The organism is Streptomyces oceani (assembly GCF_001751245.1).
Lineage (GTDB): Bacteria > Actinomycetota > Actinomycetes > Streptomycetales > Streptomycetaceae > Streptomyces > Streptomyces oceani.
Genome location: NZ_LJGU01000127.1, coordinates 509,610 through 534,597, shown reverse-complemented (window position 1 = coordinate 534,597; position 24,988 = coordinate 509,610). Strand labels below are relative to the sequence as shown.

The 24,988-nt window shown below is 71.9% G+C and carries 20 protein-coding genes and 1 tRNA gene; 8 read left to right on the top strand and 13 right to left on the bottom strand.

The features are described from left to right. Positions 1 to 54: 54 nt before the first annotated feature. The gene (locus AN216_RS15495) at positions 55 to 1,017 is read right to left on the bottom strand and encodes a D-2-hydroxyacid dehydrogenase (protein WP_070197230.1); all 963 of its coding nucleotides are present in this window, start codon (positions 1,015 to 1,017) and stop codon (positions 55 to 57) included. A 207-nt stretch (positions 1,018 to 1,224) separates the two neighbouring features. On the opposite strand from AN216_RS15495, the gene AN216_RS15490 reads away from it, so the two are divergent. The 3 genes from AN216_RS15490 (at position 1,225) to AN216_RS15480 (ending at position 4,280) form a co-directional block, all read left to right on the top strand. After that, positions 1,225 to 2,250, top strand: coding sequence for a maleate cis-trans isomerase family protein (locus AN216_RS15490; protein ID WP_070197229.1), 1,026 nt, complete (start codon positions 1,225 to 1,227; stop codon positions 2,248 to 2,250). A 139-nt stretch (positions 2,251 to 2,389) separates the two neighbouring features. Further along, positions 2,390 to 3,112 (top strand): maleate cis-trans isomerase family protein, encoded by a 723-nt coding sequence (locus AN216_RS15485; RefSeq protein WP_070197228.1) that lies wholly within the window; start codon positions 2,390 to 2,392, stop codon positions 3,110 to 3,112. Between the two features lie 85 nt (positions 3,113 to 3,197). Continuing rightward, positions 3,198 to 4,280: an LLM class flavin-dependent oxidoreductase gene (locus AN216_RS15480; protein ID WP_079166615.1), complete on the top strand. Its 1,083-nt coding sequence runs from the start codon at positions 3,198 to 3,200 to the stop codon at positions 4,278 to 4,280. Between the two features lie 76 nt (positions 4,281 to 4,356). Here AN216_RS15480 and AN216_RS15475 read toward each other — a convergent pair whose 3' ends face one another. Beyond that, on the bottom strand, positions 4,357 to 6,069 hold the full coding sequence (locus tag AN216_RS15475) for a putative bifunctional diguanylate cyclase/phosphodiesterase (RefSeq protein WP_244502471.1): 1,713 nt from the start codon (positions 6,067 to 6,069) through the stop codon (positions 4,357 to 4,359). A gap of 529 nt (positions 6,070 to 6,598) precedes the next feature. On the opposite strand from AN216_RS15475, the gene AN216_RS15470 reads away from it, so the two are divergent. Next, positions 6,599 to 7,822, top strand: a complete 1,224-nt coding sequence (locus tag AN216_RS15470) for a M6 family metalloprotease domain-containing protein (protein ID WP_070197226.1) — start codon at positions 6,599 to 6,601, stop codon at positions 7,820 to 7,822. A gap of 103 nt (positions 7,823 to 7,925) precedes the next feature. On the opposite strand, the gene AN216_RS15465 is transcribed toward AN216_RS15470, so the two are convergent. From AN216_RS15465 to AN216_RS15440, 6 genes are all read right to left on the bottom strand, one after another. After that, positions 7,926 to 7,999 (bottom strand) — tRNA-Lys (locus tag AN216_RS15465). Continuing rightward, on the bottom strand, positions 7,990 to 8,733 hold the full coding sequence (locus AN216_RS15460) for a hypothetical protein (RefSeq protein ID WP_070197225.1): 744 nt from the start codon (positions 8,731 to 8,733) through the stop codon (positions 7,990 to 7,992). Before AN216_RS15460 ends, AN216_RS15465 begins: the two co-directional genes overlap by 10 nt. A gap of 158 nt (positions 8,734 to 8,891) precedes the next feature. Continuing rightward, the gene (locus tag AN216_RS15455) at positions 8,892 to 9,257 is read right to left on the bottom strand and encodes a hypothetical protein (protein WP_070197224.1); all 366 of its coding nucleotides are present in this window, start codon (positions 9,255 to 9,257) and stop codon (positions 8,892 to 8,894) included. 210 nt (positions 9,258 to 9,467) lie between these two features. Then, the gene (locus tag AN216_RS15450) at positions 9,468 to 10,802 is read right to left on the bottom strand and encodes an AAA domain-containing protein (protein WP_070197330.1); all 1,335 of its coding nucleotides are present in this window, start codon (positions 10,800 to 10,802) and stop codon (positions 9,468 to 9,470) included. Between the two features lie 149 nt (positions 10,803 to 10,951). Next, positions 10,952 to 12,547 carry a hypothetical protein gene (locus AN216_RS15445; protein WP_070197223.1) on the bottom strand — a complete coding sequence of 532 codons (1,596 nt, stop codon included), beginning with the start codon at positions 12,545 to 12,547 and terminating at the stop codon, positions 10,952 to 10,954. Beyond that, entirely contained in the window at positions 12,538 to 13,866 is a 1,329-nt protein-coding gene (locus AN216_RS15440) for a hypothetical protein (protein ID WP_244502470.1), read from the bottom strand. The genes AN216_RS15445 and AN216_RS15440 overlap by 10 nt, the downstream gene beginning before the upstream one ends. 199 nt (positions 13,867 to 14,065) lie before the next feature. On the opposite strand from AN216_RS15440, the gene AN216_RS15435 reads away from it, so the two are divergent. Beyond that, on the top strand, positions 14,066 to 14,683 hold the full coding sequence (locus AN216_RS15435) for a histidine phosphatase family protein (protein WP_070197222.1): 618 nt from the start codon (positions 14,066 to 14,068) through the stop codon (positions 14,681 to 14,683). Positions 14,684 to 14,875: 192 nt separating this feature from the next. Then, a complete protein-coding gene (locus AN216_RS15430) occupies positions 14,876 to 16,525 on the top strand; it encodes a 3-hydroxyacyl-CoA dehydrogenase NAD-binding domain-containing protein (RefSeq protein ID WP_070197221.1) in 1,650 nt (549 codons plus the stop codon). A gap of 55 nt (positions 16,526 to 16,580) precedes the next feature. On the opposite strand, the gene AN216_RS28690 is transcribed toward AN216_RS15430, so the two are convergent. Further along, a complete protein-coding gene (locus AN216_RS28690; RefSeq protein WP_070197220.1) occupies positions 16,581 to 18,116 on the bottom strand; it encodes an NsdA family TPR-like regulatory protein in 1,536 nt (511 codons plus the stop codon). Between the two features lie 188 nt (positions 18,117 to 18,304). Here AN216_RS28690 and AN216_RS15420 point away from each other — a divergent pair, with 188 nt between their 5' ends. Next, on the top strand, positions 18,305 to 18,736 hold the full coding sequence (locus AN216_RS15420) for a hypothetical protein (protein WP_244502469.1): 432 nt from the start codon (positions 18,305 to 18,307) through the stop codon (positions 18,734 to 18,736). A gap of 97 nt (positions 18,737 to 18,833) precedes the next feature. Beyond that, on the top strand, positions 18,834 to 19,778 hold the full coding sequence (locus tag AN216_RS15415; RefSeq protein ID WP_070197219.1) for a spermidine synthase: 945 nt from the start codon (positions 18,834 to 18,836) through the stop codon (positions 19,776 to 19,778). Between the two features lie 84 nt (positions 19,779 to 19,862). On the opposite strand, the gene AN216_RS15410 is transcribed toward AN216_RS15415, so the two are convergent. From AN216_RS15410 to AN216_RS15395, 4 genes are all read right to left on the bottom strand, one after another. After that, the gene (locus AN216_RS15410; protein WP_070197218.1) at positions 19,863 to 21,287 is read right to left on the bottom strand and encodes a GH1 family beta-glucosidase; all 1,425 of its coding nucleotides are present in this window, start codon (positions 21,285 to 21,287) and stop codon (positions 19,863 to 19,865) included. 191 nt (positions 21,288 to 21,478) lie between these two features. Next, a complete protein-coding gene (locus tag AN216_RS15405) occupies positions 21,479 to 22,315 on the bottom strand; it encodes a carbohydrate ABC transporter permease (protein WP_070197217.1) in 837 nt (278 codons plus the stop codon). Positions 22,316 to 22,327: 12 nt separating this feature from the next. Beyond that, positions 22,328 to 23,380 carry a carbohydrate ABC transporter permease gene (locus AN216_RS15400; RefSeq protein ID WP_070197216.1) on the bottom strand — a complete coding sequence of 351 codons (1,053 nt, stop codon included), beginning with the start codon at positions 23,378 to 23,380 and terminating at the stop codon, positions 22,328 to 22,330. Positions 23,381 to 23,393: 13 nt separating this feature from the next. Further along, the gene (locus AN216_RS15395; protein ID WP_070197215.1) at positions 23,394 to 24,731 is read right to left on the bottom strand and encodes an ABC transporter substrate-binding protein; all 1,338 of its coding nucleotides are present in this window, start codon (positions 24,729 to 24,731) and stop codon (positions 23,394 to 23,396) included. Positions 24,732 to 24,988: the final 257 nt, after the last annotated feature.

The following is a 24,988-nucleotide window of genomic DNA, read 5'->3' as shown; positions in this document are numbered from 1 at the left end:
GGCGCCCCGCGGGTATGGCTCGGCCCCGTCCGCCCGCGGGTCGGTCCGGGCCGGTCAGGAGGCGGGGACGTAACCCAGGGTCTTGTCGACCACGTTCATCAGGGGCTCACCGGCGCTCCAGCGGTCGAAGTTGTCCAGGAACTGTTCGGCCAGGTCGTCACGCCAGCCGATGGTGTCCCCGCTCATGTGCGGTGAGACGAGCAGTCCGGGCACCTGCCACAGCTCGCTGTCACTCGGGAGCGGCTCCTCGCGGAAGACGTCCAGGGCGGCGCCGCCGATCCGCTGTTCCCGCAGGGCGGCGACCAGGTCCTCCTCGACGACGTGCTGGCCACGCCCGACGTTGATGAACCGGGCGGAGGGCTTCATCCGGGAGAAAGCGGCGGAATCGAACATCCCGCGGGACGCCTCGGTGAGTGGCGCGACGCAGACCACCCAGTCAGCCTCGCCGAGCAGCGTGTCCAACGCGCCGTTCCCGTGCACTCGGCCGAATTCCGGATCGGTATTCCGCTCCGTACGACCCACCAGGTCGACGCTGACACCGAGTGCCATAAGCGTGCGGCCAATTCTCCGGCCAATGGGGCCGGACCCGACCACCACGGCTCGAGTGCCGCCGACTCGGAGTGTCTCCCGGTGCCGCCAGTGCCTTTCGCGCTGCAATTCCCAACTGCCGGGAAAATCCTTGGCCATGGCTAGCACGAGACCCGCGACGTACTCCGCGATCGGCTGGTCGAACACGCCGCGCGCATTCGTGATAAGGACATCCGAGTCGGCCAGTTCGGGCAGTAGCTTGTCCACGCCGGCGCTCGGGGTGTGCACCCAACCGGGTCGGGCGCCCGACCCGGGCCACGCGTCCCGTACGGCGCTGGACAGGAAGTCCCACACGAGGAGCACGTCCGCCTCCGGGAGGCGCTCGGCCAGCGACTTCTCGTCCGCGTGCACGACGCGGGCGCGCCCGGAGAGCCGGTCGAGCCGCGGTGGCGGATCATCGTCCAGGACGAGGACGCATGTTTCGGACATAGGCAGGAAACCGTTTCGAAACGAAGGGCTGCTGGAATGCTCGCGATGGCGCGGGATCTTGGCGCGGGTGCGAGGATTGACCACGGTAGGGACGGCGAACTACCTTCGTCAACGAAGGCATCTGTCCCGGCGTTCCCGGCATCTGCCCGGGTCTCTTTTCACTCTCTTTCTGGCCTGTGCCACCCCTCCGTCTCATTGGGGCTCGAAATGGATGTCTCCTTCCTAGGTGGACCGCAGCCGCAGCGCGGCGTCGGCATCGTTGCGCCGTTCGACTTCGCGTTGGATCGCGAGCTGTGGCGCTGGGTGCCCGACGACGTGTCGCTGCACCTCACACGTACGCCGTTCGTGCCGGTCGAGACGAGTCTCGACCTCGCGCGGCTGGTAAGCGAGCACGAGACGCTGCACGAAGCGGTGCTCGCGCTGACCGCGGTGTCGCCGGAAACGGTGGCATACGCCTGCACGTCCGGCAGTTTCGTCGGCGGGTCCGCCGGCGAGCAGGCCATGACAGCGGCGATGGAACAGGCCGGCGAGGTGCCCGCCGTGACCACCTCCGGAGCGCTGCTCGAAGCCCTGCAGGAGTTGGACGCGCGGCGCGTGGCGGTCGTGACTCCGTACACCAAGTCCGTGACCGACTCGCTGGAGGACTACCTCCGGGAGGCCGGCATGGTGGTGACCGGGCGCAGCTATCTCGGACTGACCCGGCACATCTGGCGGGTGCCGTACCGGGACGTGGTCGACATGGCCAGGGCGGCCGTCGTCGACTCGCCGGACGTGCTGTTCATCAGCTGCACCAACCTCCCGACCTTCGACGTGATTCCGCAGCTGGAAGCGGAGTTGCGGATGCCCGTGATCTCCGCCAACCAGGTCACCATGTGGGCCGCCCTGCAGCGGATGGGCAAGCAGGCCGTGGGCCCCTACCAGGCGCTGCTCGACCCGGTCGCCCGGCGCGGACCGGCCGCGATGGACCCGGAGCCGAACCACGAGCCGAGCGCCTCGTACGGCCCGGCCGAGCCCTACGAGGCGGGTGAGGCGTACGGTCCGCACGAGCCGTTCGGCGGATCGGTCGCCCAGCACCCGCGCGAGCCCGGTGGTCCGGCCGACCACGGTGCGCCACCGCCGGCCGCGCTGGCCGGCGCCGACCTGGAGGGTGGCGAGTCGCTGGAGGCGTACGACCAGCCGCACCCGCCAGCCATGCCGGACGACGGGGGCGGCGGCGCACAGCCACCCGCCTGACCGTTCGTAGCTCCCGAGGCCGGGCCGTGTGCCCGGCCTCCACGACTGTTCTCGAAGCCAGCTCACGCGTGCCGGTGATACGGCACGCCCTGATCCGGCCCGGCTCCGGGCCGATCCAACCACGCGTTTGGAGGCGTACATGGCACAGGCGGTGGGGTTCCTCTACCCCGGCTACTCCGCGGAGGACGACTTCCCGCGGCTCGAAGGAATCCTCGGGGCGGCCGGGGCGGACGTGCGACTGCCGCTCGTGCACACGGACATCGGCGAGGACGCGCACCGCGTCGACGCGTTGTTGGAGATGGGCTCGGCGGCTCGCCTGGCGGCGAAGGTCGAGGAGGTGAAGGGGCTCGGCGCCGAGGCGGTCGTGTGGGCGTGCACCAGCGCCAGCTTCGTCTTCGGCTGGGAGGGGGCCCAGGAGCAGGTGCGGGAGCTGGGCGGCACGTCCGGACTGCCGGCCTCCTCCACCTCGTTCGCCTTCGCGCACGCGGTGGCGGACTTGGAGCTGGACCGGGTCGCGATCGCCGCCACCTACCCGGAGGACGTGGCCGAACTCTTCCGGGACTTCCTGAAGGCGGCGGGCAGCGAGGTCGTCGCCATGCGGGGTAGCGGCATCATCACCGCGGCCGAGGTCGGTACCTGGGGCCGGGACGAGGTGCTGGCGCTCGCCCGGGGCGGGGACCATCCGGAGGCACAGGCCGTACTACTGCCGGACACCGCGCTGCACACCGCCGCCTGGATTCCGGAGATCGAGGACGCGCTCGGCAAGCCGGTGCTGACCGCCAACCAGGTCACGGTGCGGGAGGGACTGCGACTCCTGGGGCAGCGGGTCCGTACGCCGGAGCTGGGCGCGCTCTTCGCCTGACGTGGCCTTCGCTGGGGAATAGCCGGCCGCGGGGCCTGGTTGGGCACGGTGGTACGTGCACAACGAGCAGGGAGGCGGGCCAGCCGTGGCCGATGACCGCAACGACCCCATCCGTGGCGAGGCCGGGGGCACGGCCCCGGTACCGCTCTCGGTGCTTGACCTGGCCACGGTCGGGGCGGGCGGCAGCAGCACGGAGTCGCTGGAGGCCACCACGCGGATCGCGCGGCTCGCCGAGGACCGTGGTTTCACCCGGTTCTGGGTCGCCGAGCACCATTCAATGCCCGGGGTGGCCAGCAGCTCGCCCGCCGTGCTGCTCGCCCATCTCGCCGCGCACACCCGGCGGATACGGCTCGGTTCCGGCGGCGTGATGCTGCCCAACCACGCGCCGCTCGTGATCGCCGAGCAGTTCGGGACGCTGGAGGCGCTCGCCCCGGGCCGGATCGACCTGGGCCTCGGTCGCGCACCCGGCACGGACGGCGCCACGGCGGCGGCCCTGCGGCGTACGGAACGCCTGCGCGAGGGTGCGGACGACTTCCCGCAGCAACTCGCCGAACTGACCCGGTTCCTGGACGACGACTTCCCCGAGGGACACCGCTACGCCCGTATCCACGCCGTACCAGGCCCGGTGCAGGGCGGTACGGGCGGCCGACCGCCGATCTGGCTGCTGGGCTCCTCCGGCTTCAGCGCTCAGCTGGCCGGCACGCTCGGTCTGCCGTTCGCCTTCGCCCACCACTTCTCGGCCAGCAACACCATCCCCGCTCTGGAGTTGTATCGGGAGTCCTTCCGGCCCTCCGAGGTGCTCACCGAGCCGTACGCGCTGATCGGCGCGTCGGCGCTGGCCGCCGAGGAGGAGCGGGAGGCCCGCCGGCAGGTGCTCAGTGGCGCGCTTGCCATGCTGCGGCTGCGCACCGGGCGCCCCGGCCTGGTGCCCGCTCCCGAGGAGGCCGAGGCGTACGCCTTCAGCGCGGCCGAGCGGGAGTTCGTGGACGGCTGGCTGAGCAACGTCATCCACGGCACCCCCGAGACCGTACGGGACGGCCTGGACGAGCTCGTCAAGCGGACCGGGGCACAGGAACTGATGATCACCGCGAACGCGCACACCCCGGCCGCGCGGGTGCGCAGCTACGCACTCATCGCCGATTCCTACGCGCTGCCCTCCGCCGGTTGACCCTTCTGGCTGACCTCTGCCGGCGGCTCGCTTCCGGCAGGGGCCAGTCGGCGTACTCCCGCTGGTCGGCCGCTGCTCAGCGCGCGCCCGGTGCCAGCCGCTGGTGGACCTGCCCCGGCGTCATGGGTCGGGCGAAGTACCAGCCCTGCCCGGAGTCGCAGCCGATGCCGCGCAGCCGCTCGGCCTGCTGGCGGCTCTCCACACACTCCGCCGTCACTGTCAGGCCCAGCTGGTGAGCGAGTTGGACGAGTGCCGTCACGATCGTCTCGTCCGCCGGGTTGGGGCCGCGCGCGGTCTGGAAGCCGCGTACGAAGGTGCCGTCCAGTTTCAGGGTGTGCACGGGCAGCCGGCTGAGGTAGGCGAGGTTGGAGTAGCCGGTGCCGAAGTCGTCGATGGCGATCCGGACCCCCATCTCGCTCAGCGCCTGCAGCGCCCGTAGCGGTCGGCCGGCCGAGCCCATCACGGCCGACTCGGTGAGTTCCAGCTGCAACAACGCGGCGGGCACCCCGGAGTCCGCCAGGATCTGTTCGACGTCCGATACCAGGTCGGAGTCCCATGCCTGCCGCACGGCGACGTTCACGCTCACGAAGATCGGGCGTTCGGGGTGCGCGTCGAGCCACTCGCGGGTCTGCCGGCACGCCTCGGCGAGCACCCACCGGCCCAGCGGCACGATCGCGCCGTTCTCCTCCGCCAGTCCGATGAAACGGTCCGGCCCCAGGGTGCCGAACTGCGGATGCCGCCAACGCACCAGGGCCTCCACGCCCTCCGGGACCTCGCTCTCGAGTCCCACGATGGGCTGGTACTCCAGCACGAACTCGCCGCGCTCCACGGCGGGCCGCAGGGTGCTGGACAGCGCCTGGCGGGTCATGCGGTGGGCGTTACGCTCCGGGTCGAAGAGCGTCCAGCGTGCCTTCCCGTCCGCCTTGGCCCAGTACAGCGTGGTGTCGGCGGCCTGCATGAGCGCCGTGGCGCTGGTGCCCTCGATCTCCCGTTCCACCACCCCGATGCTGGCTGACACCGCCACCCGGTTGCCGTCCAGTTCGAAGGGTTTCTGGAGGCTGCGCAGCACGGCCTGCGCGAGGCCGGTGAGCTGCTCGGGTCCGGAGGTGTTCTCCATCAGCAGCGCGAACTCGTCCCCGCCGAGCCGGGCCACCAGCGTGCGTTTGTCGCACTGCGCGGTGAGCCGCTGCGCCACCTCGGCGAGCAGCTCGTCGCCGACCCGGTGGCCGAGGGTGTCGTTGATGGCCTTGAAACCGTCCAGGTCCAGATAGCACAGGCCGACGCGTCCGGTGCTGGACTCCGTGAGCGAGCTGCCGAGCCGCTCGAAGAACAACGCGCGATTGGGCAGCCGGGTCACCGGGTCGTGCATCTCGAGATGGCGCAGCCGCTGGCGCAGCGCCCGCTCCTCGGTGATGTCCACCACCGACAGCAGCGCCTCGCCGGGCGCGCCGCCGTGCTCCTCCCCGGTCGGGGTCAGGGTGATCTCCACCCACAACGCGTGTCCGTCGGCGTGCTTGAGCCGGCGGGTGCAGGAGTGCCGGGCGCGTTCGTGCGGCGCCGCCTGGCCCGCGGCCGAGCGGGCGTGCCCCACGTCGCGCGTGCTGGCTTCCCTAGCGCCGTCGTCGCGCGCGCCGCCCCGTACTCCGCGCAGCAGGTCGGTGTCGGCCAGCTCCATGCCGCCCAGGCCGGTCACCGGGGCGGCGACCAGGCCGTCCGGCACGGCACCCAAGAGCGCCTCCAGCGCGCGGTTGGCCGTACGCACCCGACCCTCGCGGTCGACCACGGCCATCGCGATCCGGGCGGCGTGGAACGCGGCCCGGAAATCGCTGTCCCGGGGCCGCTGGTGAGCACTGTCGGTAGTGGGCTCCCGAGGCCGGATTGGGGAACCGTCGGGATCTTCGTCACGTCCTGTGGAGGGTCCGTTCACCGATCGCTCCCGCGTGACTCGTCGCCTGCGGACCGCCCCGTCGGTCGTGCCGAAACCACCGGGGGCGGGTCCGCGCTGGAAATGTGCCGATCATAGAGGCTTGCCGGGCGGCCCGGCCAGCGTCCCTGCGGGGGCCGGGCGGCCCGTACGTACATCGGGTGGTCGGTGAGCCGGGTGGACGATCGTTTCTGCGGCATAGTCGAAAGACAATGATCTCGCTCGAGCGGATATCACGCAGAGTAGTAGTACCGCGTATCGCTCCAACAGGTGAGTGAAATGCGACAGATCTGCTATTTCCCGCCACGGTTTTGGAAGGTACTTCCTTGCCCTCAACCCGTGAGGTCGACACGTGGCTGCACTCATATCCGAGGCGGTGGTCGGACGCCCCCCGATGTCCCGTACGGCGTCGGTGCTCAGCTGTCTGACCGCCGTCATCGGTACGAGCCTGGCCGCGGGGCCGGCAGTCGCCCTCACCCAGGGCCCCTGCGTGCTCCCACGCACCGACGCCCACCACTCCGAGGGAACGGACAGCTGGAATACCAGCTACCCCCGACCACTCGGCACCCGGGACGCGTTGATGGTCTTCCTTTCCTTTCCGGATCACCGCCCGCAGGTGACCACGGAGGCACTGGTCGCCGATCATTTCCCGATCACCTCCGACTTCTTCGAGCGTGCCTCCTACAGCAGGTTCGACTTGCGCGTCCACCCCATGGAGCGGTGGGTTCAGATGCCGGCCGACTCGGTGGCGTACGGCATAGAGCGCGACTGGGAGCCCGAGCTGCGCGGTGACTTCCTGAGCGACGCCATGGCGGCGGCGAATCGGCGGGCAAACTTCGGCGCGTACGACGTGGTGTACCTGGTGGCTGACCCGGACGCCCCCGGGGTCGACTCGGACGCGACCAAGGTCGTCAACTTCGACGAGCCGATGACGGTGGACGGGACCAGCGTGCCGCGTATCGTCACGGTGTTCGAGCAGCACCCCCCGGACCAGCACGTGCTGGCCCACGAGACGGGTCACGTCTTCGACCTCCCGGACCTCTACCACCGGCCGGAGGGCGACTCGGGCGACTGGGACACCTACGTCGGCGACTGGGACCTGATGGGCAGCCAGTTCGGACTCGCCCCGGATCTCTTCGGCTGGCACAAGTGGAAGCTCGGCTGGCTCGGGCCGCGGAACATCGACTGTGTGCCCAGCGATCCTGGGGAGAGCGGGCACATCCTCCGTCCGCTGGGCGCGCCCGCCGCCGCCCGCGGCCCGACGGGCACCAGGCTGGTGGTGGTGCGTACGGGCCCCTTCGAGGCGGTGGCCATTGAGGCGCGGACCCGGGTCGGCAACGACGCGGGACTCTGCCGTGGCGGTGTCCTGCTCTACCGGGTGCGGGCCGACGCCGCCTCCGCAGACGGGCCGGTCGAGGTCATCGACGGCCATCCGGACAGCGGTGCGTGTCAGTCCAGCTCGGTCTATCCGCCGCTCGCGGACGCGGCGCTGCGGGCGGGGCAGAGTCACACCGTGGGGGAGCGCGGAGGCGTACGGGTGGAGGTGGTGTCCGCGGTCGACGACGGTGGCTGGCGGGTGCGGGTCACCCGGGAGGCTCCGCAGTCCTGGTCCGGCTGAAGGGCCGGGTCGGGTGGCGGGCCGGCATCGGCCCCGGGATACCGGTTTGGCGAGCGCACGTCGAAGGCCCCCTCGCCGGAGCGAGAGGGCCTTCGACCGTCTGTGCGCCGCCAGGGACTCGAACCCCGGACCCACTGATTAAGAGTCAGTTGCTCTAACCAACTGAGCTAGCGGCGCCTGCTGACGTCGTAGACTCTAGCACCAGGCTCCTGCGGAGTGAAAACTGATTCGGCACCGCCCCCGGGGCTCGGGCCCGCGTCCGCGCTGGCGCGCCGCTGTGCCGCTCGTGTGCCGAGTGCCGCGTGCAGCAGGTCTCCCGCCGTGGGCAGCCACGGATGCCGACGGCGCGGCGCGACCAGCCACCGGGACGCACCGTGAGCCCCCGTGCCGCGCGGTTCGGAGTCGTATGGCCTGGAGGCGGGAGCCAACGCCGGCACGCTGACCGACTCGCCCAGACCATGGCAGAGCAGCCAGGCGAAGGGACGGAAGGGAGCGGCGCCGTCTCCCCCGGCCTCGGGATCCGGGGGTGGCTGCTCGTACGGGACGTGGTCTGGCCGGTGCGCTCGCTCGTACGGGACAGCTCGCCACTCGTCCCAGGTCAGCAACATCGGTAGCCGGTCCGCGGTGCCCACGGCGGTGAGGAGGAGCACCCGCCCACGGTGGACGGCCGTGGGGCCGCTGCCGGGTCCGGCGGACGTCAACTGGTCGAGCAGTAGACGACCCCACGCCAACGGCGCGCTCACCACGTCGAAGGCGCTGCCGCACGGCAGCACGCTGGGCTCGGTGGGGCGGAGCGCCCACAGGGCGTGGACGCTGCGCGGGAACCGGCTGGCCGAGGCGAGCCAGTCGGCGCCGGCGGGCGTGACCGAGTCGGAGTGGGAGAAGCGGGCGGGGTCGGTCTGCTTGCTCATGAGCACAGACTCGCCGACTCGACGGATCTTGTGCGGCGAATCGCCGGAAACCCGAACATGATGGTGGGCTTCGGATACCCTCCGCGCTCGGCCGTGCGCCACAGGTAATGGCGAGTGGCTGTCCGGCGTACCCCCGGGCAGATCGGGTGCCGGAGGGATCAGCTTTCCTCGGCGCGGCCGTGCAGCAGCTCCCGGCCGAACTCGATCATCTTCCGCGCGTAGTCCGGCGTCCAGTCCGCGCGCTGCGCGATCGCCTCGTCGGACAACCGGTCGAAGCGCTTCGGGTCGGCCAGCTGCGCCGCCGCCATCGCCTGGAACTCCATCGCACGATCGGCCGCCGCCCGGAACGCGAGGGTCAACTCCGTCGACCGTGAGAGCAACTGGCGTGGGTCGCTGATCGATTCCAGGTCGAAGAAGTGCTCGTCCTCCCCGGCCGCCGCCGCTGGTTCGAAGAGCAGAGGAGCGGGGCGGTGGAAGCGCGGGGTGCCGCCTCGTGGATCGGGAGCCGCGTGCGGCTCTGGCATAGCAGGACCTCCACTTTCGGTGGCCGGACGGTGTGCCGCGCTCCATTGTCGCGCGCTCCCGCAAGGGGGTGGATACGCCGGTGCCGCGGGCCGGCGGCCTCGATTCGTACGAGGCGTGACCGCGCCCGGCAGGGCCGCAGCGGCGGCCCGTCCGCGCGAGGGTCGGCTCGTACGGCAACCCGCCCCGCATGCTGGTCAGCCGCATGCGGCTCAGCACCGCACGCGGTGGGTCGCCAGATGGGCCAGGATCGCGTGGTTGGCCTCCCAGCCGTCCGGAAACTTCACCGTGACCCCGAGCTGGACCGGCTCGGTCGAGGGATGCGCGTCCAGCAACTCCGGCACGCCCGCCCGGCACACCACGACACAGGCGTGCCGGTGCCGAGAGGCCAGCACGCACAGTCGTCCCGTCTCCAGGTGGAAGGCCGTCGCGTCCGGGCGGCCGGACAGCGGATGCAGGACGACCGTGACGTCGAACTCCCGCCCCTGCAGCCGGTTGGCCGTGTCCACCGTGACCTCGGCCGCGCCGGGCACCTCCAGATCCGCGAGCGCGGACCGCACGGCCGCGGCCTGGTCCCGGTGTGCGGTGCCGACCGCCACCCGTTCCGGGGTGAGCGGCACGGCGACGGTGTCCCGCTCGCTGGTCGTCGCCCCCCGCCGGGTGACCAGCCCACGCACCACCTCGGCGACCGCGCCGACCGCTTCCGGGTCCGTGCGGGGCGTGTGACGCGCCGGCAGCTCCAGCAGCCCCCAGCCGCCGGTGGCCGCCTCGTCGATCACCGCGTCGGCCGCCGAGCCGTCCGCCGGCACGCCGAAGGTGAGCCGGCGATCCCCTGGGCCGGTCCCGCTGCGGAACGGCGTGTACGGATAGAACGCGGCGGACACCAGGGGCGCGGCGGAGGCCGGCAGTCGCCAGGAGACCGGCAGCCGGTGCTGGGGAAGCTCCGGATTGTGCGCCAGCAGTGTGCTGACGGCGCTCGCCGAGGGGTCGTACGACAAACCCGCCCACTGCTCCGCGACCACCTGGCTGAAGGGGTCGAGCTGGCCGGGATCACCGACGAACAGCGCCCGCTCGAAGAGGCCGGCCACCGCCAGCAGGGCGTCCGAACGCATCTGGTACGCCTCATCCACGATCGCCTGCGGCCACCGGGTGTCGGTCCGCACCCAGGCCCACTTGGCCGCTGTGGAGACGACGATGTCCAGACCGGCGAGGTCGTCGATCCGGGCGGCGGTGCGTACGGCCGGATGCTGGTCGAGCATCGGGTCGTACGGCTCCGGGTCGCTGCTGTGCAGGCGCCCCACGGGCAGCTCGGGGTCGGCTCGGGCGAGCCGGTCGACCAGGTCGTCCACCTGGGCGTTGGTCTGCGCGATCACCATCAGCGGCCGGCCGGCCGCGGCCAGCTCCCGTGCCGCCCGTACGACGAGGGTCGACTTGCCGGCACCCGGCGGCGAGTCGACGATCACTCCGCGCTGCTCGCCGTACAGGGTGTCCCGGAGGATCGCGGTGGTGGCACGGTCAGCGGCCGCGGAGGGGTCGAACTCGTCCAGGACCGGGTGGCCGGGGGCGCGCGAGGTTTCGGGGGCGTGCGGATGCTCAGGGTGGTGCGAACCGCCGGGATCCTGCCGGTGATCGGTGCCGCCGGCCACCGGAGTGGGCTGCTCCGGTACGCCGGGGTGCGTGCCGGGATGCGGGCGCGTCACAGGTAGTCCTCCGTCGTCACACGGTCGGGCGCGGTGTCGGCTTGTCCGGCGGCCGGGTCCGTGGCCGCCGCCTCCCGAGCCGCCGGCAACCGGCGGCCGTGCGGTTCGGCACCGCCGGTGGTGCCCGTGCCGCCGCTGGCTTCCGAATCGGCCTCACCGCCGAGCACCGGCGGACCGCCGTGGGTCCACGGGGTGTCCTCGGGGTCCGGCAGGCCCGGTCCGCCGCGGGGGCTGTGCTCGAAGAGCGTCCAGCACACCCGGTCGCCCGCTGCCGGCACGCTGCCGGGCGCCGGCTCCTTGCCTCGGCCCATGCCGCTGACCAGCCGAAGCAGGAACAGGCCCGACTCCGGTGCCGCCGCCAGCTCAGCGCTCTGCCGGCCACCGTCCGGCAGCTCCCGGTGCGCCCTGCCGCCGACCGCCAGATACGGCAGGTCCGTGCTGCGTACGGTGACCAGTGGACGAGGCCGTGGTCGCTTGCCCTCGGACCAGGCGGGTGTCACCTCCACGACCTCGCCGGCGAACGCCTCACCGGTCAGCCGCCGGGCCGCCATGGCGAGGGGATCGTCCAGCGCCTCCTGAGCGTCCAGCCGGGCCTGTGCCTGCTCCCGCGAGGCCAGCTTCGCCGCGGCGGTCACCGCGTCGTCCCGCCTGGGTTGGGGTGGTTCCCCGGCGCGTACGCGGTCCCGGTGATGGGTGTAGGAATAGCGGTCCCGCTTCCAGCGCTCGCCCACGCGGCGGCCCTCCGGGAGCGCCCGCAGCAGCTCGACGCCGTCCCACATGTCCTCCCACGCGGGCCGCAGCTGCCCGGCGATCAGTTCGCGGACCTGCCGCTCGGCACCGGGGACGTCGGCGTCGTACCGCTCGACGGCCGGCGCGAGGAGGTGGTTGTCGAAGGCGGGATCGGTGGCCGGTCCGGCCGGTGGCCAGCGCAGCTGCCCCGCCGGATCGCGGGCCTCCACGTCGCGGTCGCTCGCGGCGACCCAGCCCAGCAGCGCACCCAGGTGCTGGTCCTCCAGCTGGCTCTGGCCGGTGGCCCAGTGTCGGCCGAGCAGCTCGGTCATCGACAGCAGCAGCGCCGAGCCGGGCACCCGGGAGCGTTCGCCGTAGTGCGTGAGCCAACGGCCCAGCAGTGGAACCTGGGTGGGGACGGGATGCGGGGCGTCCGGATCGTCCTGGGCCGTGCGCCGGAACCGCATGGAGCGGCCCAACAGGCGTACGAACTCCACTCCCGGCTGGTTGGGCACGAGCAACTGCGGGGCGTCCGCGCACAGTTCGCTCTCCTCGTCGCCGTGCTGCTCATGCTCCACGTCGTCCAGCGCGGACTCCAGGTGCGGGAGCAGCCGCGCGGCCAACTCGGCGAGGAACGCGAAGCGTAGATCGCGGTTTCGTGGCTGCGGCACCACGAGCAACCGTGGCTCAGCGCGGTCCGTCCCGAGCAGTGCCCCCAGCGGCGCGCCCGCCTCCCCTGCCGTGGTGAGCGGCACGAAGACCATGGGCCGCTCGGACAGGTGCCGGTGCCGCACGGTGGCGAGCGGCTGACTTCGGCCACTGGCGAGGGCTTCCATCCGGGCGAGCGTGACGATCAGCGACATGCTTCCCCCGCCCCGGGGGTCTCGTCGGCGGGTGTCGGCGCGGTAACCGTGGACGGGCCCTGCCGCAGGGCCTCGGCACGCAGGCTGGCCGCACGGCGCAGGGCCGCCGCGGCCGGGTCCGCCCGCTGGTCTTCCCCGCCTACTTCCGTGTTCGGTTCCGTGCTTCCTCCCGTGTCCCCGCTCCCAGCGCTCTCGGCGCTCTCGGCGCCGTCCGGAGTCTCGTGCCCGGTGTCGTTGGCCGCGGCCAGCACCGTCTCGACGGTGGTCAGCCCGCCGAGTTCGCCTCGTACGGCACGACCCAGCGTCGTCACGGCACCCGTGGCGCGGGCCTGGGACCGGCAGTGGAAGGCCAGTTCGCAGCTGGCCAGACACTCCGGGGCGTACGCCGCCGGCACCGTGTCGACCGAGGCGCTCAGCTGCATCGCCGACTGGCCGGTCGGGTCAAAACTCGTGCCCTCCGGCACTCGCTCGGCGATCTCCGAGACGCGGGTGAGCCGGGAGAGTTGGCGTCGGGTGGCGGCCCGTTGCTTGCGCAGGTCGATCAGCGCGGACGTGGGCAGGTTGGAGAAGTCCACCGGGCAGACCAACAGCGCGCTGTCCCGTACCGCCCGCGGCGCGTCCGGCTCGGTCGGCATGTCCGGCGGCGGTTCGGCCAGGCACTCCTCGAGCGCCAAGGCGTAGACCGCCGCCTGCCGGGCGGCGGCACCCACCTTCGCGGGGTCCGCACCGCCGTCCAGGATCGGGAACGACTTGATCTCGACAACGCTCCAACTGCCGTCCGGGTGCACCGCCACCGCGTCCGGCTCCAACCAGGCGGGGGAGCCAGCGATCCGCAGGCTGAGCATCGGATGGTCCAGCAGCGTCCAGCCGCCGACCGGCGCCTCGCGCAGGGCGATCCCGGTGCGGGCCGTACGCCCCGCCGGCCCGTCCGCGGTGAGGTCCGGCACGCTTACCTGGCCGGCCTCCGGCGGTGTCTCACCCGTACGGGCACACAGCAGCCGGATCAACTCGGCACCGCCCTCCGCCTTCACCCGCGCCTCGAAGGCGTTGCCCCGCACGAAAGCGAACTGGGACTGCCCGAACGCCGCCGGGGCGCCCAGGGCGGTGGCGAGCGCCCCCTTGTCCACCCCGGCGCCGTCCAGCAGCGCCCGGCGGTCACAACCGGGGTTCGCCGCGAGCGCCGCGAGGGCACGGGCGTCCATCGGGCGGGACGGCACGTCCGGTCCGCCGCGCAGCGCGGTGAGTCGCTCTCTCAGGCGTGCGGACGTGTTGTCCGAGGGAGCTGACCGTACGGCTGTGCTGCTTCGGGCTGCTGTCATGGGATGGGCCTCGCGCGCCTCACGGGGGTTGTGCGTACGCGCGGAAGTCTTGCATCCGACACCGACATTCGCCGAGGTGCGACCCGACGTCGGGGCCCGGCGGACCGCGCTCGGGGCCGGCGGACCGTGTGGGACACGGGTGTGGGTCGGCCCCGGGTCGCTGACGATCCGACACCGGGCGCCGGGTCAGGATGGGCGCATGGCATCGGCGGCGAGTTCCAGCCCGGCACGGCTACTGCTGGTCCGGCACGGCAGGACGGAATGGTCCCGGACCGGACGGCACACCGGCACCACCGACATCCCCTTGGAGGAGGCGGGCCGGCGCGCCGCCGAACTGCTGGGCGACCGGCTGCGCCGGACACCGTGGCGGGGCCTGCCGGCGGCACGGGTGCGCACCAGTCCGCTCGTACGCGCCCGGGAGACCTGCGAGTTGGCGGGCTTCGGCGACCGCGCGCGGGTGTGGGGCGCACTGCGGGAGTGGGACTACGGCGCGTACGAGGGTCTGACCGCCGAGGAGATCGCGGCTCGCGCGGGCGGGGACTGGTTCCTGTGGCGGGACGGTGTCGAGGACGGGGAGAGCATGGCGTCGCTGGCCGGGCGCGCCGACGAGGTGGTGCGGTGGGCACGTGCGGGCGAACCCGACGCGGTGCTCTTCGCGCACGGTCACGTGCTGCGGATGATCGGCGCGCGGTGGCTGGGGCAGGAGCCGCGGTTCGCCGCCTGCCTGCGGCTCGATCCCGCCTCGCTCTCGGTGCTGGGCTGGGCGCACGGCGTACCAGCCGTGGCGCGCTGGAACGACACCGGCCATTTGGAGTGATCCGGCGTGACGCAGCGGTGCGGAGTGACGGTAGGCGTACGAGTCGACCGCTGGCCGTACGAGCGGACCGCGGGCCCTGGTCCGCGGGAACCCCGGACGGCTAGAGTGCGTTGACCGAACGATCGGTCGGTTTCGCGGTGGGCGCTCTCCCGCGACCGGCGTACGACGCGGAGGCGAGAGGCGGGAGTCGCGATGGAGGACGCCGTGCGCGGCGTGGCCGTTGTCGGGGCCGGCACCATGGGCCAGGGCATCGCCCAGGTGCTTGTCGGTGCGGGCCACGAAGTGCTGTGGTACGACGCGGAGTTCGCCGCCGTCGAACGGGCGGTGCAGGCGGTCGGCAAGCGCCTGGAGCGGCTGGTGGAGAAGGGGCGGCTGAGTGAGGCGGAGCGCGCGGCCGCCGTGGGACGGCTCACGCCGGCCCGTGAGCTGGTCGAACTGGCCGACGTGCGGCTGGTCGTGGAAGCGATCGTGGAGCGCGCGGAGGCCAAGGAGCGGCTGTTCGCCGCTCTGGAGGACATCGTCGCGGCGGACTGCCTGCTGGCCACCAACACCTCCTCGCTGTCCGTCACCGCAGTCGCCGGCGGGCTGCGCCACCCCGGCCGTTGTCTCGGCCTGCACTTCTTCAATCCCGCGCCGCTTCTGCCGCTGGTGGAGGTGGTGAGCGGCTTCCGCACCGATCCGGTGGTGACGGAGCGCGCGCGGGGCTTGGTCACCAGCCTGGGCAAGACGGCGGTGCGGTGTGCCGACACCCCGGGCTTCCTGGTGAACAGGGTGGCGCGGCCGTTCTACGCCGAGGCGTTCCGGGCGTACGAGGAGCGGGCCGCCACCCCGGCCACCCTCGACGCGGTGCTTCGGGAGAGCGGTGGCTTCCGCATGGGGCCCTTCGAACTGACCGACCTCATCGGTCAGGACGTCAACGAGGCGGTGACCCGCTCGGTCTGGGAGGCGTTCTTCCAGGACCCGAAGTTCACCCCCTCGCTCGCGCAGTGCCGGTTGGTGCAGTCGGGGCGGCTCGGCCGCAAGTCCGGTCACGGCTGGTACGACCACGGCGAGACGGCCGGGCCGGCCGGAGCCGCCGCGGCGTCGTCGATACCGGACACCGTGCCGAGCGCGCCGGCCCCGCGGAGCGTGACGGTTCGCGGCGACCTCGGACCTGCCGCCGTCCTGCCCGCCTTGATGGCCGAGGCCGGGCTCCCGGTGAGGTACTCCGCCGCGTGTGGCAGCACCTCCGAGGTGGCGAGGCACGGAGCGGCGACACATCCGGGGCCGCCCGGAGCAGGATCGCGGGGCATAGCAGGGCGCGGGGACGTCGGGCCCGGGCAGGTCGGGGCCGAGGAAACCCTGCCCGGCGGGGGCGTGCTGGAGCTGCCAGGCGGCGCGTGGCTGCGGCTGGCCGACGGCAGCGTGCCGGAGTCACCGTACGTCCACTTCGACCTGGCGCTGGACTATCGACAGGCCACCCGGATCGCGTTGGCCCCGGCCGAAGGGGTGTCGGAGGGCGCTCTGAGGGAAGCGGCGGGCCTGTTCCAGGCGCTGGGAAAACAGGTCAGCGTGCTGGGCCCGCTGCCCGGGATGATCGTCGCCCGTACCGTGGCCATGCTCGCGGACCTCGCGGCGGATGCCGAAGGGCGGCAGGTGGCGACGGCGGAGGACATCGACACCGCGTTGCGGTCCGGTGCCAACTACCCGCGAGGCCCGCTGGAGTGGGCGGCCGAGCTGGGGGTCGACTGGGTGGTTCGGGTGTTGCGTGGCCTGCACGCCGAGTATCCGAACGGTCGTTACGCGCCCTCCCGGTTCCTCACCCGAAGAGGCACCACCGGCCGGGCAGACGCGCGTCGCTGACCGCGCGTGTGCCCGGCCGGTGCGAGCGGGGGTATCGGGGACGCCGGTTCAGTGGTCAGGTTCTCGGTGGGCGCCGGTCCAGGAAGTCCGCCACCCCGGGCTCTCCGCGGTACGCCTCGAGTCGGCGTGCCGTCTCGTCGAGCATCCCCCTAATCCGGGCGGAGCGTACCGGCCCCAGCAGGTCCTGTGCCTGTCGAGCGGTCGTCGCCGCCTCCTCCGGTTCCCCCCGCGCCGCCAGCTCACCGGCCAACTCGGCGGTGAACAGCGCGCGGTTCCGTACGAACTGCGACTCCTGTAGGTCGATCGCCCGGCGCGCGTGAGCCGTCGCCCGGTCCCAGTCCCGTAGCGCCGCCCAGCACTGAGCCTCCAGTCCTTCGAGCTCCGCCTCGCCGAAGAAGCTCATCCAGGCGGGGTCGGTGTCCGAGGCGCCGCGGGCGAACCACACATGGGCCCTGGAGAGCGCCTCCGCACAGCAGTTGCGGTCCTGCATGCCGGCCCAACCACCGGCCTCCCGCAGGATCAACAGGCTCCGCAGCCGAGCCGAGTCCAGCGAGGCCGCCGCGTGCTGTCCCGCCTGCGCGGCCCGTACGGCCTCCCGGTGCCGGCCGGCGTCCCGCGCGAGGAAGGCGGTGTTGCAGAAGGCGTGTGCCTCGAGGGCCGTATCGCCCGCCACACGCGCGGTGGCCAGCGCCTCGGCGTAGTGCGAGCGGGCGTCCGAGAAGCGCCCGGAGTCGTGCGCCAGCCAGCCCACCGAGATGGCGAGTTCACCGGCACCGGCGTGCAGACGCCGGTCGATGGTGGGCCGGCTTGCACCCCGGTCCAGCAACTCGTACGCGGCGCGCAGCGAATCTCCCGCGTGCTGGTAGAGGTCGTCCGCGCCGTGCCGGTCGTCCAACAGTCGGATACGCCGCACGGCTTCCTCAACGGCGGCCGCCTCGTGCCGTCCGGCCCCGCTGTGCGGTGACGTGCGTGTGGGGGCGGGGTCGACCGGCGCGGCTCCGGCGCTCTCCGGCAGCGTGACGGTGGCGAACGCGGCGGCCGGGCCGCCGGTCATGAACGCGCGACGTAGCACGTCGCTCTCCTCGTGGTTCGCGGGTGGTTCGGTGTGCGGGTGTGCTGCCGGACAGCGGAATCGGGTGGTCAACGGACGTACGGGCGGCGGGCCTTCGGCCTGACCGGCGGGCTCGGTGTCGCCGGTCAGGCTGCCGTCCTCCGTACGCTCCGTCTGGCCCTGGCCCTGGCCCTGGCCCTGGCCCTGGTCCTGGCCCTGGCCCTGGCTTGGACCCGAGCCCGAGCCAGGGCCAGGGCGCCCGCGCACGGTCGCACGGGGGGCGAAGCCCATGTCGGCGAGCGTGTGGTTCGGGAACATGTACAGGAAGACGCGCGCGTAGGCGTAGTTGGGACACCGGATCTCGCCGGATTCCACGCGCCCGATGTAACGGGCGTCGCAGGAGACTCGTTCGCCGATCGCCCGTGCCGATCTGCGCACGGCTGAGGCGAACTCGCCGGGCGAGAGCCCGCCACGCAGCTCTCGGAAGGCCGTGTTGGGTCCGTGCGAGGGACCCGGTGACGTAGATGGTGACGACGCCATGCCCGGACCGTACCGGGTGTGATGACCCCAGCACGTGCTGTTCGCGCATAAATTGCCTACAAACCGGAAATCTCTCCCGCGATCCGCCATGAAGTGCCATCCTTTGCAGCGTTCCGCAGCCGTAGCTGTTGACGCCGATCCGCGTTGTACTCGATACATCGACTGTCCAGAAGGTGGGAGGCGTCCTGATGCCGGACACCGACAACGCACCTGTCCGGCACGGGCCTTCCACCCGTCCGCCGTTCAGCCCGCGAGCCAGCAGCGCGCGAACCGCCAGGGAGCCCTGCGACCTGGTGACCGTGCCGGCACGGCAGGGCCTGGAGGCCGTGGACATCCTGCGGTTGCGGGAGCGCGTCGGGCCGGTGCTGCATGACGGCGCCTGTGACACGCTCGGTTTCCTGGTGCCGGCTGGCACCGCGGTCGGCTGGGATCTGCCGGGCAGCGCGTGCACCGAGACGTACGGGTGGGCGGCCCGGCCCCGGATCGAGCCGCCGGTCTCCGGCACCCGTTGGCTGGTGCCTCCGGAGGGCGCCTGGGTCTCGGCCACCGAGCCCGCGCGACTGCGTGCGGCCCTGGGGGAGGCGGCTCGTACGATCGAGGCGGTCGACCGCTGCGGCTGACCGCCGGACTGGTCATCGGGCCGACCACCGCGTCGCGGCTCGCCGCCGTGGCCGATAATGGTCGGGTGACGACAGGGCGGCGACATGGGGCGGACGCGTGGCGAGGAAGAAGGGGAGGCGCTCAGAGGCCGCGGGCCGGGCAGCGGAGGCCGCGGGCCGGGCACAGCGGCGTACCCGGCAGCGCCGGGAGGCGCCGAGCGCCCCGGTCGACGGCGGTACGGCTCAGCTGTGGCCGGACCCGGAGCGGGCACGGGGCTACACGCTGTTCCTGGACGGAGCCCCGCAGTCGTACGTGGACCTGGACGACCCGGGGTATCTGGACTTCGCCTACCAGCGCCGGCTGGGGCACATCCTCGACCTGGTCGCCCTCGAGCAACGCCCCGTGCGTGTCCTTCACCTCGGTGGGGGCGCGCTGACTCTGGCCCGCTACACCGCCGCCACCCGGCCGCGTTCGACCCAGCAGGTGCTGGAACTGGACGGCGCACTGGTCGAGTTCGTACGCCGCGAACTGCCGTTGCCCGGTGGCAGTCGCATCCGGGTGCGCGTCGTGGACGCGCGCGCCGGTCTCAGCAGGGTCCCGGACGGCTGGGCTGACCTGCTGATCTGCGACGTGTTCCGGGGTGCCCGCACACCGCCCCAGCTGAGCAGCGTCGAGTTCCTGACCGAGGCCCGTCGCACGCTGTGCCCGGGCGGGTGGTACGCGGCCAACCTCACCGACGGTCCCGTACGGGGCGGTGGCGGCGTGCCGTTGGCGTACCTCCGGGGGCAGATCGCCACCGCCCGCGAGGTGTTCGAGCAGCTGTGCCTGCTCGCCGATCCCGCCGTGTTGCGAGGCCGGCGGTACGGCAACGCGGTGCTGCTGGGCGCGAACGCGCCGCTGCCGCTCGCCGAGCTGACCCGACGCACCGCGACGGACCCGCACCACGGGCGGCTGGAACACGGTGGCTGCCTCGTCGACTTCGTAGCCGGCGCCCGCCCGGTCACCGACGCCACCGCGATCGCCTCACCCGCGCCTCCGGAGGAGGGGCCGCGGGGTACGTAGACCTGAGTCACGGTACGGCTCCCGGCACGGCCCAACCTCTGGTGCGCCCCTCGGTGTGGCCCGCGAGGTGGCGCTCGGCACGCGCTACCGCTCCGGTGTCGCCGGCAGCCGCCCCGTTCGGGCCAGCTGGGCGTACCAGTCCGCGCTCGCCTTCGGGATGCGCGCCTGGGTGTCGTAGTCGACGCGTACGATGCCGAAGCGCCGACTGTAGCCGTACGCCCACTCGAAGTTGTCCAGTAGGGACCACAGGAAGTAGCCCCGCACGTCGACGCCGGCACGCAGCGCGTCGTGCACCGCGGCGAGGTGCTGCCGGAGGTAGGAGACCCGTTCCGGGTCGTGCACCCGGCCGTCCTCCTCCGGCTTGTCCTCGTACGCCGCCCCGTTCTCGGTGACGTACAGCGCCAGGTCGGGCGCCTCGCGGGAGAAGCGCAGCAGCAGTTCGGTGAGCCCGGAGGGGTCGACGGTCCAACCCATCGCGGTCTGCTCGCCCGGCGGTTGGTGGAAGGCCACTCGCTCGGCCGCGGGCCAGGGGGAGTGGCTGCTGGCTCCGTGGCCGTCCCGGCGCTCGGCGTCCTCGCCCTCCGGTGCGGCGGACACCACGGACGGCGTGTAGTAGTTCAGGCAGACCGCGTCCAGCGGTTGTGCGGCGATCGCGGTGTCGCCCTCCTGGACGAAGGACCAGTCGGTGAGCCGGGCGGTGTCCGCCAGCAGGTCGTCGTCGTAGCGCGCCCGCAGCATCGGCCCGGTGAACACCCGGTTGGCCAGCGCGTCGATCCGACGAGCGGCGTCCCGGTCGGCGGCGCTGTCCGTACGCGGCCGTACCAGCGCCGGGTTGAGGCTCACGGACAGCCGCGCGCGGGAGGGCAGCGCGGCCCGCAGCGCCTGGGTCGCCAGGCCGTGCGCCAGGTTCAGGTGGTGCGCGGCGCGCAGGGCGGCGACCGGGTCCGTACGGCCGGGGGCGTGCACGCCGGAGGCGTAGCCGAGGAAGGCGCTGCACCAGGGCTCGTTGAGCGTGGTCCACATCTCGACGCGGTCGCCCAGCGCGTCGGCGACCAGCCGGGCGTAGTCCGCGAACCGGGACGCCGTGTCCCGTACGGGCCAGCCTCCGGTGTCCTCCAACTCCTGGGGGAGGTCCCAGTGGTAGAGGGTGAGCATCGGCGTGATGTCGTGCGCCAGCAGTTCGTCGACCAGTGAGCGGTAGAAGTCCAGGCCGCGTTGCACGGCGGGACCGCGCCCGGTGGGTTGGACCCGCGGCCACGACACGGAGAACCGGTAGCCGGTCATCCCCAGTTGGGACATCAGGGCGACGTCCGCGGGCATGCGGTGGTAGTGGTCGCAGGCCGTGTCGCCGGTGTCGCCGGCGTGCACCGTGCCGGGCGTGTGCGAGAAGGTGTCCCAGATGGAGGGCGTACGTCCGTCCTCGGTGACGGCTCCCTCGATCTGGTAGGCGGCGGTCGAGGTGCCCCAGACGAACCGGTCGGGGAAGGTGCGGGCGGAGTCATCGGGCATGGAAGCGCTCCCATCACTGGCCGAGTTGGACGTAGGACATGGACGTGAACCGCGGGGGCGTGGGGTACGGCGCGCCTTGTGCCCACGCAGCTCGCGGGGTACGGAGTACGGCGCTTCCGCGCGGGGGCGGGCGTACGGGGCGTGGGTGTACGGGCACGGAGCGCGGGAAAGACAGGTCGGGTGAGTACGTATCAGCCCTTGACGGCCCCCTGCATGATTCCGCCGACGATCTGCTTGCCGAAGACCGCGAAGGCGAGCAACAGTGGCAGCGTGCCGAGCAGGGCGCCCGCCATGATCACCGACTGGTCGGGAATGTAGCCCCGACCGAGCCCGGTCAACGCGACCTGGACGGTGGGGTTCTCCTGGGTGAGAGCGATGATCGGCCAGAAGAACTCGTTCCAGGCCATCACGAAGGTCAGCATGCCCAGCACCGCCATCGCCGGCCGGGCCACCGGGAAGACCACGTGCCAGACCACCCGCACGCTGTGCGCGCCGTCCACCCGCGCGGCCTCGATCAGCTCGGTCGGCAGCGCCGTGATCAGGAACTGCCGCATGAAGAACACCCCGAAGGCGCTCACCATCATCGGCAGGATGACGGCCTGGAGCTGGTTGGTCCACTCGAGTTCGGCGATCGCCATGAACAGCGGTACCACGCTGAGCTGCGGTGGGACCATCATCGTGCCGATCACCAGGAGGAGCAGCAGGTTCTTGGCGCGGAACCGCAGCTTGGCGAAGGCGAATCCGGCGAGCGTCGCGAACAGCACCGTGCTGAGCGCGATCGAGCCGGCCACCACGACCGTGTTGAAGAGGGCGCGGCCCATGTTCGCGTCGCTCCAGGCGGTGCCCAGGTTCTCCAGCAGGTTGCCGCCGAACCAGAACGGCGGCGGCGTCTCGGCCAGTCGCGCGTTGGTACGGGACGCCGCGATGGCCGTCCACACCAACGGCAGGAGCGAGCCGAGGGCGAAGACGATCAGCACGGTGTGACTGACCCACCCGCCGTGCAGTTGTCCACCGGCGCGTCGTGCCATGACGTAACCCCCTCAGTGACTCTTCTGGAGCCGTCGGGCGACCAGCCAGTTCAACAGCCCGATCACCACCAGGATCAGGAACATCGCCCAGGCGATAGCGGACGCCCGGCCGAGATGGAAGTTGAACCAGCCCTGCTCGTAGAGATAGAGGCCGAGCGTCTGGTACTGGTGCGAGGCCCCGCCCGTCTGCGAGCCGCCGAACAGCAGGGGCTCGCCGAAGAGCTGGGTGGCCCCGATGGTCGAGACGACCACCGTGAACAGGATCGTCGGCCGCAGCGAGGGGATGGTGACGTGGACGAACTGCTGCCAGCGGGACGCGCCGTCCAGCGCGGCCGACTCGTACAGGTCGTTCGGCACCGCCTGCATGGCGGCGAGATAGATCAGGGTGTTGTAGCCGGTCCAGCGCCAGATGACGATGCTGGACACGGCGATCTGCGAGGTCCAGGTGCCGGTCTCCCAGTTCACCGGGCTCAGGCCGACGAGCTCCAGGGCCCAGTTGATCATCCCGTAGTCCCGGCCGTAGAGCATCGCGAACACGAGCGTGGCCGCGGCGACCGAGGTGGCGTACGGCGTCAGCAGGGCGACTCGGAAGAAGGTCGATCCGCGCAGCCGGTAGTTGAGCAGATGGGCCAGCCCGAGCGCCATGAGCAGTTGCGGGACGGTTGAGATCACGCCGATGGTGAGGGTGTTCTGCAGGGCGTTCCAGAAGAAGTCGTCCGAGAGCAGCCGCGAGTAGTTGTGCAGCCCGGCCCATTCCATCTCGGTGGGGCTGTGCAGCGAGACCTTGTGCAGGGACGCCCAGCCGGTGTAGAGCAGTGGGAAGAGGCCGAAGGCGGCGAAGAAGAGGAAGAACGGCGCGATGAAGGCGTACGGACTCCAGCGGGCGTCCCGCTGGTAGCGCCGGCTGCGCCGGGCGGACCGCCGCGTCTCCCGCTCGGTGGGCGCCGCCGGGCCGGGTGCCGGGTCGCTGGGCGCGGGAGCTGGCCCCGACAGAGCTGCTCCCGGCTGGGCTGGTACCGCGCCGTCCCGGGTGGAGGGCGCGGCACCATGCGGCTCGGAGGACATCAGGCGGCCCCGGTCACCGGTCGAGTGCGTTGTCGAGGGCCTTCATCGCGGCGTCCCAGCCCTGCTCCGGGGACTTGCCCTGCTGTTCGACCTGGAGGATCCCGACGTTGCTGATGTTCTCCCCGATGATCTGGTCCTTGGGACCCAGGATCGCGGTGGGGATGTCCTTCGCCGCCCTCGCGAAGATCTTCCCGATGGGCGCGTCACCGAAGTAGTCGTGTGTGGCGTCCTTCACCTCGGGCAGTTCGTACGCGGCCGAGGAACTCGGGAAGCTCGCCTGCTCGGCGAAGAGCTTGGCCTGCTGCTCCGGGGCGGTCAGCCAGGTGGCGAGCTTCGTGGCCTCCTCCTGGTGCGGGCCGGACGCCGGCACGGTGAGGAAGGACCCGCCCCAGTTGGCGGGTTTCGGTGCGGCGGCGATGTCCCACTTGTCCGCGCCCTGTTTGCCGGACTTGTCCTTGATGTAGCCGAGCATCCAGGACGGGCACACGACGCTGGCGAAGTCGCCGTTGGCGAAGGCGTGGTCCCACTCGGTGTCGAACTGCTTGAGCTTCGCCGTCATCTTTCCCTGGACGGCGCGCATGGCGAGGTCCCAGGACTTCTGGACGGCCTTGCTCTCCTGATAGATCAGCTCGCCGTCCTCGCTGTAGTTCTTCTTGGCGTAGCTGGAGACGGAGCCGTTGTAGACGCCCGCGGCGCCGTCCGTGAAGTGGGTGCCGCTCGGGGCGTTCTCGGTGTACTTCTCGCCCACGTCCAGGTACTTCGACCAGTCACCCGACCAGAGTTCGCTCACCTTCTCCCGATCTGTGGGCAGCCCGGCCTTCTCGAAGAGGTCCTTGCGATAGCAGACGCCCATCGGCCCGATGTCCGTGCCCAGTCCGATGACCTTGCCGTCCTCGGTCCTGGCCTGGTCCCACTTCCAGGGCAGGTAGTCGTCCTCGCGTACGCCCTCGGCACTCTTCAGGTCGGTGAACTTGTCGGGTTGGAGCTCGGCCAGTTCACGGATGTTGGAGACCTCCACGGCCTGGATGTCCTGCAGTCCGCTGCCGGCGGAGAGGTGGTTGAGCAGCGCGGGGTAGTAGTCCTCGTTCCGCTCGGTGGAGTTCTCCTTGATGGTGACGTTCGGATGCAGCTTCTCGTACTCGTCGTAGAGGCCGGCCTGTTCGTAGCCGAAGACGCCGAAGACGCCGACGGACAGCGTGACCTCCCCGCCCTTGCCCGAGCCAGACTCGTCCGACGCACAGCCCGTGAGCAGCCCGGCGCCCAGCAGGCCGGCGAGCAGCGCCGTGGCCAGCCGGCGCGAGTGAGGTCGGAGGTGGCGGCGGAATGGTGCGGGATGGTGCCTTCCGTGCATTGCATCCTCCCGGGAACGTACGGGACATGAACGGTTCAGCTGGCTTGGGAGCGCTCCCAGACGTGATGAGTTGAAGAGTCATCGAGTAGCTGTGGAGTGTCAAGACATCACGCGACAACTCATCCGTACGGTCCGGGGGTTGCCGTCGTGGCGTCGCGCCGCCGTACGCCGTCCTGGCTCCGGAGAGGTACGCGTGCGTACGCTGGGTGGCGCGACCCGCGGCCCGGCAAAGAGCCAGTTCGCGACCGGTGCTGTCG